At 61.6% G+C, this 12,427-nt stretch carries 11 protein-coding genes; 3 read left to right on the plus strand and 8 right to left on the minus strand.

Annotation, left to right across the window (positions count from 1 at the left end):
* Positions 1 to 32 precede the first annotated feature (32 nt).
* The 5 genes from B2J69_RS08675 to dapA all read right to left on the minus strand — a co-directional run bounded on the left by B2J69_RS08675 (position 33) and on the right by dapA (position 5,770).
* Entirely contained in the window at positions 33 to 2,000 is a 1,968-nt protein-coding gene (locus B2J69_RS08675) for a tRNA(Met) cytidine acetyltransferase TmcA (RefSeq protein WP_081138320.1), read from the minus strand.
* Positions 2,000 to 2,860: a KPN_02809 family neutral zinc metallopeptidase gene (gene ypfJ, locus B2J69_RS08680; RefSeq protein WP_081138322.1), complete on the minus strand. Its 861-nt coding sequence runs from the start codon at positions 2,858 to 2,860 to the stop codon at positions 2,000 to 2,002. Before ypfJ ends, B2J69_RS08675 begins: the two co-directional genes overlap by 1 nt.
* A 124-nt stretch (positions 2,861 to 2,984) precedes the next feature.
* The gene (gene purC / locus B2J69_RS08685) at positions 2,985 to 3,698 is read right to left on the minus strand and encodes a phosphoribosylaminoimidazolesuccinocarboxamide synthase (protein ID WP_081138324.1); all 714 of its coding nucleotides are present in this window, start codon (positions 3,696 to 3,698) and stop codon (positions 2,985 to 2,987) included.
* Positions 3,699 to 3,845: 147 nt separating this feature from the next.
* Entirely contained in the window at positions 3,846 to 4,877 is a 1,032-nt protein-coding gene (gene bamC, locus B2J69_RS08690; protein ID WP_081138326.1) for an outer membrane protein assembly factor BamC, read from the minus strand.
* Positions 4,878 to 4,891: 14 nt separating this feature from the next.
* Positions 4,892 to 5,770: a 4-hydroxy-tetrahydrodipicolinate synthase gene (gene dapA, locus B2J69_RS08695; protein WP_081138328.1), complete on the minus strand. Its 879-nt coding sequence runs from the start codon at positions 5,768 to 5,770 to the stop codon at positions 4,892 to 4,894.
* 143 nt (positions 5,771 to 5,913) lie between these two features.
* Here dapA and B2J69_RS08700 point away from each other — a divergent pair, with 143 nt between their 5' ends.
* Positions 5,914 to 6,492: a glycine cleavage system transcriptional repressor gene (locus B2J69_RS08700; protein ID WP_081138330.1), complete on the plus strand. Its 579-nt coding sequence runs from the start codon at positions 5,914 to 5,916 to the stop codon at positions 6,490 to 6,492.
* A 142-nt stretch (positions 6,493 to 6,634) separates the two neighbouring features.
* Entirely contained in the window at positions 6,635 to 7,102 is a 468-nt protein-coding gene (bcp, locus tag B2J69_RS08705) for a thioredoxin-dependent thiol peroxidase (RefSeq protein WP_081138332.1), read from the plus strand.
* A gap of 34 nt (positions 7,103 to 7,136) precedes the next feature.
* On the opposite strand, the gene B2J69_RS08710 is transcribed toward bcp, so the two are convergent.
* The 3 genes from B2J69_RS08710 to B2J69_RS08720 all read right to left on the minus strand — a co-directional run bounded on the left by B2J69_RS08710 (position 7,137) and on the right by B2J69_RS08720 (position 10,225).
* The gene (locus B2J69_RS08710) at positions 7,137 to 8,729 is read right to left on the minus strand and encodes a GGDEF domain-containing protein (RefSeq protein WP_081138334.1); all 1,593 of its coding nucleotides are present in this window, start codon (positions 8,727 to 8,729) and stop codon (positions 7,137 to 7,139) included.
* A gap of 247 nt (positions 8,730 to 8,976) precedes the next feature.
* Positions 8,977 to 9,585, minus strand: coding sequence for a DsrE family protein (locus B2J69_RS08715; RefSeq protein WP_081138336.1), 609 nt, complete (start codon positions 9,583 to 9,585; stop codon positions 8,977 to 8,979).
* Positions 9,586 to 9,619: 34 nt separating this feature from the next.
* A complete protein-coding gene (locus tag B2J69_RS08720) occupies positions 9,620 to 10,225 on the minus strand; it encodes a DsrE family protein (RefSeq protein WP_081138338.1) in 606 nt (201 codons plus the stop codon).
* 734 nt (positions 10,226 to 10,959) lie between these two features.
* On the opposite strand from B2J69_RS08720, the gene bepA reads away from it, so the two are divergent.
* On the plus strand, positions 10,960 to 12,423 hold the full coding sequence (bepA, locus tag B2J69_RS08725) for a beta-barrel assembly-enhancing protease (protein ID WP_081138340.1): 1,464 nt from the start codon (positions 10,960 to 10,962) through the stop codon (positions 12,421 to 12,423).
* Positions 12,424 to 12,427: the final 4 nt, after the last annotated feature.

Here is a 12,427-nt window from a genome sequence, read left to right on the forward strand (position 1 = left end):
GCTATCGGGAAAATTTGAACGACTCTGTGGATTTATTCCACTTGCTGTCGCAGCAGAGAGGCGCGCGCGGCGTCCCATTCGCTCAGCGCCGCGGCGGCGTCCAGCCGCAGCCTGGCGACAAGCGCCTTGCGGCCTGCCAGCCCGGCCTGCTGCGCCACATTACCGAGATCCGCCTGCGGCTGCAGCACGGCCTGCAGCAGCGGGGAAACGGCGACGCGGTCGGCGAGGCGCTGCAGCACCGGCAGCGTCGCCTCCAGCGGCCGCTGCGCCCAGGCGAACCCCGCCGCCAGCCAGGCATCTTCGTCATTAAAAGGGGAAAAGGTTTCTGGCAGCGCGATTGGCTCGGCAATCTGCTGACGCAGCTGCGGCCAGTCGCGCGCCAGCCGCGCCGCCGCGCGCTGCTGCAGCGCCCTGCCTGCGGGCGTCAGCGCGCGTATCGCCATCGCCGCATAGCAGCCGCTGCTCGCCTCGCGCTGCGTGCCGATGCGCGCCAGGGTAAAGCCGCAGGCGCGCCAGAAGGCCCACAGCGCCTCGGTATAGCCGAAGCTGACAGAGAGAAAATCCACCTCCTGCTGCGCCTGCACGGCAGCCACCAGCGCCTGGCCGATACCCTGCCTGCGCTGCTCCGCCGCCACCGCGATACGGCTGATGCGACGAGAGCGCAGCGTCGCCGCCTCAACGAAGCCGGCGTGCGCCGCCAGCGACTGCGCCACCAGATTGCCGCGCGGCCGCCTTCTGCCCGCCCAGACCGCCTGCGCCAGTTCAGGCGTTAAGCCGCCCTCTTCCACCAGCCAGAGCGCGCCCTGCAGCGCGGGCGCGTCGCCGCTCAGCCACAGCGTCATGCCGGGCGCATCCATTAAGCGCCGCAGGTCGAGCGGCGAGGTGCGGTAGTGGGCGCTGGCCAGCAGACGGTAAGCCGCCTGCGGCTGCGCGGCATCGCGCCGCCAGGCGCCGGCGGGCATCCGACGCGGCGCGGCGGGCAGCGACGCGGACGCGGGCGAGGCGTCCTCAAACAGCAGCGCCTGATTGAGCCAGGCCTCCAGCGGATCCTGACGCGACCAGCGCAGCGGCTCGTCCAGCGTAAAGTAACGCACCCGCGGCAGCCCGGCGCAGAACTTGAGAATAAAGCCGCGTCCGGTGCCTTCGTAGCCCTGCACCGTGGTGGTCAGCAGCACACGCGGGAAGCGTGCCACCAGCGCGCTCAGCAGCGGCGTCGGGATGGCGGCGGCCTCGTCGACGATCAGCCAGTCAGCCGCGAGGTCGGGCTGGGCGAGAATGGCGTCTGGCGCCATAAAATGAAAAGCGTCGCCGGCGAAGCGCGCCAGCACCTCGGTGGAGGCCTTCGCGGGCGCGGCGATCGGCGTGCCGGGAATGTGCCGCGCCAGCATGCCCGCCAGCGCCGACTTGCCGCGTCCGCGCGGCGCGGTCAGCACCGCGACGCCGGGCGCCATCGTCAGCAGCTGCTGCAGAATCGCCTGCTGCTGCTGCGGCGCGCGGCACTGCCAGCCAGGCATCTCAGCCAGCGGCGCAATACGCGGCGGCGCATCCTGACGCAGCAGCGCCACGCTGGGATCGGCAAGCAGCGTCTGCTGCAGATGGCGGATAAAGTTCGGCGTGGCGATGGGTTCGGCGACGTCGGCCCAGCGCAGGCTGTCCTGGTCCGGCTGCTGCGCCCAGCGCGCCCAGGGCGGTGTGAGCAGCAGCAGCCAGCTTCCGGCGCGCAGCGTGCCCGCCAGCGCGGCCAGAGCTTCAGCATGAAAGCCGCGGCGCGCGTCGAAAAGGGCATGGGTAAACTCGCGGCCGAGCAGCGTGCGTAACGCCGCTGGCGCGCAGTGAGGGAGATCGTCAATCGGCGCGTCGCCGACCAGCAGCCAGTCGCCCGGCAGGCCGGCGCGCCATTCGGCGGCGCGCGTCAGGCACCACTCCGGCTCGCCGCTGATGACGCAGAGCCGCCTGATGCCTGCCTGCTGCATCTGGCGGCCGAGCTGTTCAGGCGACATCAGTTAGCGGCGAAGGTGTTGCACTGTCCGGGATCGCCGCTGTCGAATCCGCGTTTAAACCAGCTGTAGCGCTGTTCTGAGGTGCCGTGGGTAAAGCTGTCGGGCACCACGCGTCCCTGGCTACGCTGCTGCAGGCGATCGTCGCCGATAGCCTGCGCCGCATCCAGCGCCTGCTGCAGGTCGCCGGTCTCCAGCCAGTTGTCTTTGCTGACGTAGTGGCCCCAGACGCCGGCGAAGCAGTCCGCCTGCAGCTCCATCTTCACCGACAGGTGATTGATCTGCGTCTGGCTGGCGCCCTGCTGCATCTCGCGCACTTTCGGCTCGATGCCGAGCAACTTCTGCACGTGGTGTCCTACCTCGTGCGCCACCACGTAGCCCTGCGCAAATTCGCCGCCTGCGCCAAGCTTGTTTTTCATCTCATCGTAGAACGAGAGGTCGATATAGACGCGCTGATCCGCCGGGCAGTAGAACGGCCCCATCGCCGTCTGGCCGGTGCCGCAGCGGGTCTGGGTCGCGCCGCGATACATCACCAGCGTCGGCGCGACGTACTCTTTACCCATCTGCTGGAACAGCTTGCTCCAGGTATCTTCGGTCGAGGCGAGAATGACGCGGGTGAATTTCGCCGCTTCATCGTCGTTGGCGCTGACGCGCTGCTGCTGCTGGCTGGTGGGCGCGACGTCGCCCCCGGTGAGCAGCCCCGTCAGGTCGTAGCCGTAATAGCCGGCGATCGCCACCACCACTAACAGGATGATGCCGCCTTTTCCACGCGGAATACGGATCTGGCGTCCGCCGCCATAGGCCGGAGATTGATCCCGGCGATCTTCAACATTGTCGCTCTCGCGACGTCCTTGCCAGCGCATATCCTGCTCCTGATTACGAGTGTCTGCTGATTTTAGTTGCGCGGCGAGACAACTACCAGCCTTGCGGCCAAATGAAAAAGGAGAGCCGTGGCTCTCCTCTCTTTTTGTTGCAGACGCGTTTAACTCAGTCGAGCTTCACGCCCAGGCGCTGCGCCACCTCTTCATAGGCTTCGATCAGGCCGCCGAGGCTCTGGCGGAAACGGTCTTTATCCATTTTGTCCAGGGTCTGCTTGTCCCACAGGCGCGCGCCGTCCGGCGAGAACTCGTCGCCCAGCACCACTTCGCCGTTGAACAGGCCGAACTCCAGCTTGAAGTCGACGAGGATCAGGCCGGCGTCGTCAAACAGCTTGCTCAGCACCTCGTTAGCCTTGAAGGTCAGCTCCTGCATGCGCGCCAGATTCGCCTTGCTCACCCAGCCGAAGGTTTCGCAGTAGGATTCATTGACCATCGGGTCATGCTTCGCGTCATCTTTAAGAAAGAGATCGAACAGCGGCGGATTGAGGATCATGCCCTCTTCCACGCCGAGACGTTTAACCAGCGAGCCCGCCGCGCGGTTGCGCACCACGCACTCCACCGGCACCATCTCCAGCTTTTTCACCAGCGCTTCGTTGTCGGAGAGCAGCGCTTCCATCTGGGTCGGAATGCCCGCTTCCTGCAGTTTGGTCATGATGAAATGGTTAAACTTGTTGTTGACCATCCCTTTGCGATCGAACTGCTCGATTCGGGCGCCGTCGCCTGCTGACGTATCGTTGCGGAATTCGAGTACCAGCAGATCCGGGTTGTCGGTGCTGTATACGGTTTTCGCTTTACCGCGATACAACTCAGCTCGCTTTTGCATCTTGTTAACTCCAGACTTAGAAATTTCGGGTGTTCTGCGGCGGCGGGCCGCTTCCTGGATTGCCGCGACGCAATCGTTTACTTCGCCGCGCGCTATTATGCCAGAGACGAAAAAAAAAGGCCGGAGAATCTCCGGCCCTGAGGCGATTTATTTGTTGAGTGCCGCCTGGAACACGGCCACCAGCGCATCGTTCTGCGACTGGGTGAGCACGTGGCCCTTGGGATCGATAAACTGCAGGCTGCTGCGGTTGTCCAGGTCGCCGACCTGCACTTTGTAGTCGCCGTTCGGCAGTTCAGGATCTTTCGCGCCGACATCATCCCACGCGCCGCTGCCCGGCGATTTGTAGGTGACGTTCAGGCTGCCCTGCGAGCGGTTGCTGTCGGTGACTTCCATGCCGACGCGCTTCATCGCCTGCGGCAGACGCTGCCAGGCGACGTTGAACGGCGTGCGCAGCACCAGCATCGGCAGGCCGGTGTCATCCGCGCCGCTCTGCACGTCGATGCTGCCGCTGGCGCGGCCCGCCGCTGCGTTTTCGCTGGCGACGTCGATCTTGTCCAGACCGGCGCTGATGGCGTTAAGCATCTGTGCGGTATAGCGCTGGATCTGCACCGGCGCGGTGACCGCTTTGCCTTCCTGCTGCAGCTCGAGCAGGCGCACCGTCAGCACCTGCTGATAGCTCTGCGACTGCACGCTGATCTCGTAGCGGCCGCGATACTGATTGTCTTCGTCGGCGCGGTTCCATTGCACCCAGTCGGTGGTCAGCTGCTGACGCGCGTCGTTGCGCTGCGCCACAGGGAAGTTGCTGGATGCCACCACTTTGTTCACCTGCGACCAGACCGAGCCGCGGTTGTTATCCACCATCAGCACGCCGGTGTTGCCGGTAAACTGCGCGCGCGCGCCATTGACCAGCGCCAGCGGCTGCGCCGGCGGACGAATGTCGAGCTGCTTGCCGACGTTACCGCTGGCGGCGGCGTGCGGCACGTCGTAATCGCCGTGCGCCACCGGCAGGATTATGCCTGCCGGGGCTTTCAGGTCCTGCAGTTCGCTGGCCTGTAAATAGGACTCGTCACCGCTGACCTGACGCTTGTAACGCTGATCGCTTGAGCACGCGGTTAACAGCATCGCGGTAGAGAGCGCCACGACGGTCGCAACCGCTGAGCGCTTTACAGAATGATTCATTGAAACTCCCTAACTTATCGCAAACCCGCTTTAATCAGCGCCTGCTCAACTTTTGGTATGGCCGCTGAGGTCAGCGGCGTCATCGGCAGACGCAGCGTGTCACTGGCGATTAATCCTAACTGTTTCGCCGCCCATTTGACCGGGATCGGATTGGGTTCACAGAAAAGCGTCTGGTGCAGATGCATCAGACGCTGATTGAGGCGACGCGCCTCGGCAAAATTGCCCTGCTGCGCCAGCGCGCAAAGCTCGGCCATTTCGCGTGCGGCGATGTTGGCGGTGACCGAAATCACGCCTTTGCCGCCCAGCTGCATCAGGTCGAGCGCGCTGGCGTCGTCGCCGCTGACAATAATAAAGTCCTCATCGACCAGTGCTTGGATCTGACTAACGCGCGATAAGTTCCCGGTGGCCTCTTTGATTCCGATAATATTTTTGATTTCAGCGAGGCGCGCGACGGTCTCTGGCAGCATGTCGCAGCCGGTGCGTGAGGGGACGTTGTATAACATTTGCGGCAGCGCCGTGCTCTGCGCGATCGCTTTAAAGTGCTGGAACAACCCTTCCTGCGTCGGACGGTTGTAGTAGGGCGTGACGGTCAGACAGCCGACTACGCCGCTGTTCTCGAAACGTTTGGTGAGAGAGATACCTTCTGCGGTGGCGTTGGCGCCGGTTCCGGCGATCACCGGAATGCGGCCGTCCGCCAGTTCAAGCGTCAGCATCACCACGTCGCCATGCTCTTCATGGCTCAGGGTCGCGGATTCGCCGGTGGTGCCGACAGAGACGATCGCCGCGGTGCCGCTGGCGACATGATAATCAATCAGTTTTTTCAGACTCGCACGGCAGACATTACCTTTGTCATCCATTGGCGTAACGAGTGCAACAATACTTCCCGTGAACATTGGCGATCCCCTCGACAAACAAGTGCTTCATGGTACGTTTTACTTCTGTTGAAAAGCAAGCAGGCCACGCCCCTCCTGCGCTTGTCAGCAGTTTTTTTTATGTTTACCTTATGGTTATTAGCGAATGAACAGGAAATCCTACTTTGCCGCAGTCTCAACCCCACCATTTGGTGATCACCGCACTGGGTGTTGACCGTCCGGGTATCGTCAATACCATTACCCGACACGTCAGCAGCTGTGGGTGCAATATCGAAGACAGCCGTCTCGCCATGCTCGGGGATGAGTTCACCTTTATTATGCTGCTCTCCGGCAGCTGGAACGCCATCACGCTGATCGAATCGACCCTGCCGCTGAAAGGCGCGGAGCTGGAGCTGCTGATCGTGATGAAACGTACCCGCGCCACCACGCGTCCGCCGATGCCGGCGACGGTCTGGGTGCAGGTCGAGGTGCCGGATTCGCCGCATCTGATTGAGCGCTTCACCGATCTGTTCGACAAACACGCGATGAACATCGCCGAACTCGGCTCGCGTATTAAACCGGGTCAGGCGGATCAGACGCCGACGCTCTATATTCAAATAACGGCGCACAGCCCGGCGGGCGTTGGCGACTCCCAGTTTGAACAGGCGTTTTACGCGCTGTGTCGTGAGCTTCACGCCGACGGCACGCTGCGTTTCTATAGCCTGGACGACAACGACGCGGCGACGCTGCAGGCTGCACGCTAAGCTGTAACTGAGCCGGGGCTATTCCTCCACATCACTGAAGTCTGGCTATGTGGCGCAATATCCCCTGATGGCGACTCTCCGCCGGCGCTGTTCGCCAGCCGGTCTGTCGCCCACAGCACAAAGAAAAAAATGGAGAGTAGTGATGAATCCACTGAAAGCCGGTGATACCGCACCGAAATTTAGCTTGCCCGACCAGGATGGCGAACAGGTAAATTTAACCGACTTCCAGGGACAGCGCGTTCTGGTCTATTTCTACCCGAAAGCGATGACGCCGGGATGCACCGTGCAGGCCTGCGGCCTGCGCGACAATATGGATGAGCTAAAGAAAGCGGGCGTAGAAGTGCTGGGCATCAGCACCGATAAACAGGAAAAGCTGTCGCGTTTCGCCGAGAAAGAGCTGCTGAACTTCACGCTGCTCTCTGATGAAGATCATCAGGTCTGTTCGGCGTTCGGCGTCTGGGGCGAAAAGTCCTTTATGGGCAAAACCTACGACGGCATCCACCGCATCAGCTTCCTGGTGGGCGCCGACGGCACCATTGAAAAGGTGTTCGACGATTTTAAAACCTCCAACCACCACGATATCGTGATGGATTACCTGAAGTCGGCGTAACGCGGCGTGGATGCGGCTTACCGCCGCATCCACTTTACGGCGTCAGGCTGCCCAGCAGCGGCGTCTGCGCCCCCGCCACCCGCACGCAGTTACGCCCGTCGTGTTTGGCCTGATAGAGCGCGGCGTCCGCCTGCTTCAGGCTCAGTTCCTGCGACATCTCTTCCCCCTGCCAGACGGCGACCCCCGCCGACAGCGTAATGGTGCCTACATCCGCTATCCACCCCTCGGCGACGCTGATGCGTATGCGCTCGGCGATGCGGCGCGCCTCTTCGATATCGGTCAGCGGCAGTAGCATCAGAAACTCTTCGCCGCCGTTGCGGCAGACCACGTCGCTCTGACGCGCGCTGGCGCTTAGCGTCTGCGCCACCTGCCGGATCACGCTGTCGCCGACGTCATGTCCCCAGCTGTCGTTGACCCGCTTAAAGTGGTCGATATCCAGCGCCAGCACGGCGAACGGCTGATGCATGGTCTGATAGAAATCGAGCACCGCGCTCAGCCCGCGTCGGTTGAGCAGCTGGGTCAGGGGATCGGTCTGCACCTCTGACTTCAGACGGCCGATCTTGTCCTGCACCAGCCCGATGCCGGTCAGCAGCGCGCGCTTGACCTGCGCCGCTTCAAAATACCAGGCGTGGATAGCGCTCAGCTCTTTCGACACCCCCGGCGCATCCATCTGACGCGCCTTGCGCGCCAGCTGCCAGAGCGGCAGCGCGATCAGCCGCGCCAGGATGACGGCGACCAGCAGCGTCAGCAGCGCGAAGGGCACCGAATGCTTCAGCACCTGCATCAGCAGGCCGGAGAGCGGCTCGAGCGTGACGGCGGTCGGCTTCAGCGCCACCACCGTCCAGCCGGTGGTCGGCACCACCGCATAGCCCGCCAGGCGCGCCGGCTCGCCCGCCTGCTGTAGCTGCAGCGATCCGTTGGTGTTCTCGTCGCGTCCGTTGAGCAGCGCGGGCAGCGTTTTGCCAATCAGCTGGCCGTTCTGGTGATAAATCACCTGGCTGGCGCTGTCCAGCACGTAGACGCTGGTGCCGTCGCGGTAGTACTGCTCGCCCAGCAGCGTATTCAGGATGCTTTTCTTTTTCAGGTAGATGGTGCCGCCCACATAGCCGAGATAGCGCCCGTCACGGCCCCAGACTGGCCAGGAGACGAAGATAATCAGGTTGTTGGCCGCCGAAATGGTCGGTCGGCTGATCGCCGGCTGGCGCGCGCTCAGCGCCTCGCGCGAGGCGTCACTGGTCAGGTGCATGCCCTGCAGCATCAGAGATTCAGGCGAAATCGCCTTAACCACGCCGTTGACGTCCACCACCGCCACCGAGTTAAAGCTGCTGGTCTGCTCGCGCAGGCGATCGACCTCCTGGCGCAGCAGCGCGGGATTATCGAAATCGTCGCCCAGCAGTCTGGCGCTGTAGTGCAGCTGCGACTGCGCCAGCTGAAAGAAGATTTCAGTGGTGGAGGCGAGCTTGGTGGCGTAGGCGCGGTTCGCCTCCAGCGTGCTGTCGATCAGCGCCATGCGCTGCACACGCCAGGTGGCGTAGAGCGCGTTGGTTAGCGTCACCACGATGCTGACGATAGCGAGCAGTGCGATAAGCGTGCGCAGATCGGCTCGGGGTCGCAGGCGCATTAGCATAGCGCGCCCGCCGAAAAAGATAAGTACATGCTGAAAGGCCTGAGAATGTAGTTATTGTTGGATGTTATCTGCCCTGGTGAGGCAAGCCGCCAGTGTACACGCTGCCGCTCGCCTGAGCACCTTTCCAACTGTTACATTCTCAGAAAGTCGTTACCGACGCCTGGTGCTAAGCGATAAGAAACCCGCGCCAGACGCAGCGGGATGACGGAGAGATGACAGCGGCGCGGCGCCGCCGTCGGAGAAAGGCTTACAGCATCAGGAAGGCGTAGCCTTCGTTCTGCAGGGTCGCGACGGTGGTGCCGCTGGAAATGGTGTGGGTGACGCGCTGATCGATCCAGTCGCGCTGAAGGTTATGAAACGCCACCGACTGGTCGCAGATCGACACCTGCACGCCCGCTTTTTTCAGCTCGTCGATCAGCTTGAGGTTCGGGTTGTCCACGCCGTAGGTTTTATGGAACTGATCGTTGTTGAGCGCTGCCGGCACCGCATCGCTGTTGATCGACACCACGAACTTCAGCTGATCGAGCGGCACGCCCGCGGCGTAATAGAGGTTGGTAACGCGGGCGACACGCTCCAGCCCCAGGTTCGGCTGACGGATATCCCCTTCGCTGCGGTTAATCTGGAAGACGATTTTATTGCTCAGGCCCGGCACGGTACCCGGTTTAAAAGCCGGGGTATCGACATAGTGAATTTTGCCGAATCCTTCAATCGCCGGCGTGCTCCAGAAGTCCGCTGGCTGGCTGCTGTTACTGGCAAATTTGCCGCTCACTTTGTCATACAGTTCCGGCAGCTGTAACACATTGCCGCCGATAAAACCGGCTATCGCCGCCACCACAATATAGGCCGCTGGACGCATCGTTGTTCTCCTGCTTGTTATTGTCGAAGTGTGATTACATCTGTAGCCATGCGTAACCCTGATTTTCCAGGGTGGAAACCGTGGTTGGGCTTGAGAGCGCATGGACGACCGATTTATCGATCCAGTCGTTGGGATAATGGTGGAACGCCACCGACTGATCGCAGACGGAAACCTTAACGCCTAGCTTATTCAGCTGGCCGATCAGCTTGAGGTTGGGATTGTCTATGCCGTAAAACTGTTTGAAGTGGGCGTTATCCAGCATCGCTGGCGTCGCATCGCCGGTAACCGACACCACGAATTTCAGCTCTTCCGCCGGCACGCCGGAGGCGACGTAAAGATTTACCACGCGCGCCACGCGCTCCAGGCCGAGATTGACGTCGGTCATGGCGCCGTCGCTGCGGGTGATCTGGAAAACGATTTTATTGCTCAGCCCCGCCACCGGCTTAAACGCGGCGTCCGGCTCGTAATGGATCTTGCCGTAGCCGTCGACGGCGGGCGTGCTCCAGAAGCCGTCAGGATCGCCTGGTTTGGCGGCAAAATGATTGACAACTTTTTGATAGAGCGCGCCGCTCTGGGTAACGCCCGCGCCAACAGCACCGCCGATAATGGCGATGAGCGCGTAAGATACAGCTGAACGCATAAATTTCTCTCCGGACAACAGCCTGTGGCTGACTCACATCCTGAATGGGGTGCGCTATCTATACCACAGCGGCGGCGCGGCAAAAGGGCGCGCCGTCAGCCGCCTGGGCCAGATTAATTTCAGATGGAATTATTAACTAAACTAATTAATGAAAGGGATCGATGGAGCCGGGCGCCGGGTCTGCTATCAAACTGGACCGGTTTAAACAGGTGAAAACTTTCGCTGATAAATTATGTAGCCAGCATTATGGACCAGCTATTCCTGCGGCCTGAATTATTCTGCACCTGGGACCATAAAATTTTTTAATTCTGGTCGCTACGCATGCGCGGATTTTCAGGCGTTTTTTTCAGAGTAAGCCTGGAAAAAAACATGCCACATTCAGTTTTTTTGAGCAAATTTACATATCTTTAATCGTGGCGGCTGTTGAAGCGCGCCTGAACAAGGCGACAACGAGTGATTTTTCGTCTGTCCGGCTTAATACGCAGCGAGCAACGGCACGTGTAATCGGCCCTGCGGCGCAGGTCCGCTTAACGCGCCTTTCGCAATGCCGAGAGAGGCCGCCTGTTAGCAACGTTCAATTTTTTGCTGCAAGCAGCCTTCAACGGCGCGCATGAATCGCGGCGCTGCCCGTTTCTTTCTCCAGAGGCTCTGGTTAAGATAGCGCGACGCCTCTTTTGCCCTGAAAAAGCACCCCCTACTTTGCAGGCCTCCGGGCTTCTCTACAGGATCCAGGCATGTTGAACCGGTTAAAGAAAACGCTACTCGCCGCGCTGCTTCCCACGCTGATGCTGATGCCGCACGCGTCCGTCTGGGCTGACGTCAGCGATTCGCTGCCCGATATGGGCACCACCGCAGGCTCAACGCTCTCCATCGGACAGGAGATGCAGATGGGCGATTTTTATGTGCGCCAGCTGCGAGCCAGCGCGCCGCTGATTAACGATCCCCTGCTTAACCAGTACATCAATCAGCTCGGCCAGCGGCTGGTGGCCCATGCCGACGCGGTAAAAACGCCCTTCCACTTTTTTCTGATCCAGAACGACGAGCTTAACGCCTTCGCCTTTTTCGGCGGCAACGTGGTGCTGCACGCCTCGCTGTTTCGCTTTACCGAAAATGAAAGCCAGCTGGCGTCGGTGATGGCGCACGAAATCTCTCACGTCACTCAGCGCCATCTGGCGCGCGCGATGGAAGATCAGAAGCGCAACGCGCCGCTGACCTGGGTTGGCGCGCTGGGGTCGATTCTGCTGGCGATGGCCAATCCGCAGGCGGGCATGGCGGCACTGACCGGCACGCTGGCGGGCACGCAGCAGGGCATTATCAGCTTTACCCAGAACAACGAGCAGGAGGCGGATCGCATTGGCATTCAGGTGCTGCAGCGCGCCGGATTCGATCCCCAGGCGATGCCCAACTTCCTGCAGAAGCTGGCCGACCAGAGCCGCTTCTCCTCGAAGCCGCCGGAGATCCTGCTGACGCACCCGCTGCCGGACAGCCGTCTGGCGGATGCGCGCAACCGCGCCAACCAGATGCGCCCGGTGGTGGTGCAGTCGTCGCAGGACTATTACATGGCGAAGGTGCGCGCGCTCGGCATGTACGCCACCGGCCGCAACCAGTTGACCGACGAGCTGCTGGATGAGTATGGCCGCGGCAACAGTCGCGAGCAGCAGGCGGCGCAATATGGCAAAGCGGTGCAGTTTTTACAGGCGAAAAGCTTCGCCAGCGCGAAAAAGCTGATTGAGCCGCTGCTGGCGAAGCAGCCCGACAACGTCTGGTTTCTCGATATCATGACCGATATCGATATCGGCCTGAACCAGCCGCAGCAGGCGATCGCGCTGCTCAACAACGCCGGCACGGCAAAAAACAGCCCGGTGGTGCAGCTCAACCTGGCGAACGCTTACGTTGAGGCGAAGCAGCCCGCCAACGCCAGCCGCATCCTTAACCGCTACACCTGGTCCCATCCAGACGATCCCAACGGCTGGGATCTGCTGGCGCAGGCGTCGGCGCAGCAGGGGCTAAACGACGAGGAGATGTCGGCGCGCGCCGAGACGCTGGCGCTCAACGGCCAGCTCGATCAGGCGATTACCGCGCTTAGCAGCGCCAGCGCCCAGGTGCCGGTCGGCAGCCTGAAGCAGGCGCGCTACGACGCGCGCATCGATCAGCTGCGTCAGCTGCAGAACCGCTTTAAACAGTATCAAAAAGGATAACCTG

Origin of the sequence: Pantoea latae, assembly GCF_002077695.1 — a bacterium.
Classification (GTDB): domain Bacteria; phylum Pseudomonadota; class Gammaproteobacteria; order Enterobacterales; family Enterobacteriaceae; genus Pantoea; species Pantoea latae.

Coding starts and splice junctions, on each gene's coding strand:
- bcp (WP_081138332.1), top strand. CDS start 6,635: ATGAATCCACTGAAAGCCGGTGATACCGCACCGAAATTTAGCTTGCCC.
- purC (WP_081138324.1), bottom strand. CDS start 3,698: ATGCAAAAGCGAGCTGAGTTGTATCGCGGTAAAGCGAAAACCGTATAC.
- bamC (WP_081138326.1), bottom strand. CDS start 4,877: ATGAATCATTCTGTAAAGCGCTCAGCGGTTGCGACCGTCGTGGCGCTC.
- B2J69_RS08710 (WP_081138334.1), bottom strand. CDS start 8,729: ATGCTAATGCGCCTGCGACCCCGAGCCGATCTGCGCACGCTTATCGCA.
- bepA (WP_081138340.1), top strand. CDS start 10,960: ATGTTGAACCGGTTAAAGAAAACGCTACTCGCCGCGCTGCTTCCCACG.
- B2J69_RS08675 (WP_081138320.1), bottom strand. CDS start 2,000: ATGTCGCCTGAACAGCTCGGCCGCCAGATGCAGCAGGCAGGCATCAGG.
- B2J69_RS08720 (WP_081138338.1), bottom strand. CDS start 10,225: ATGCGTTCAGCTGTATCTTACGCGCTCATCGCCATTATCGGCGGTGCT.
- B2J69_RS08715 (WP_081138336.1), bottom strand. CDS start 9,585: ATGCGTCCAGCGGCCTATATTGTGGTGGCGGCGATAGCCGGTTTTATC.
- ypfJ (WP_081138322.1), bottom strand. CDS start 2,860: ATGCGCTGGCAAGGACGTCGCGAGAGCGACAATGTTGAAGATCGCCGG.
- dapA (WP_081138328.1), bottom strand. CDS start 5,770: ATGTTCACGGGAAGTATTGTTGCACTCGTTACGCCAATGGATGACAAA.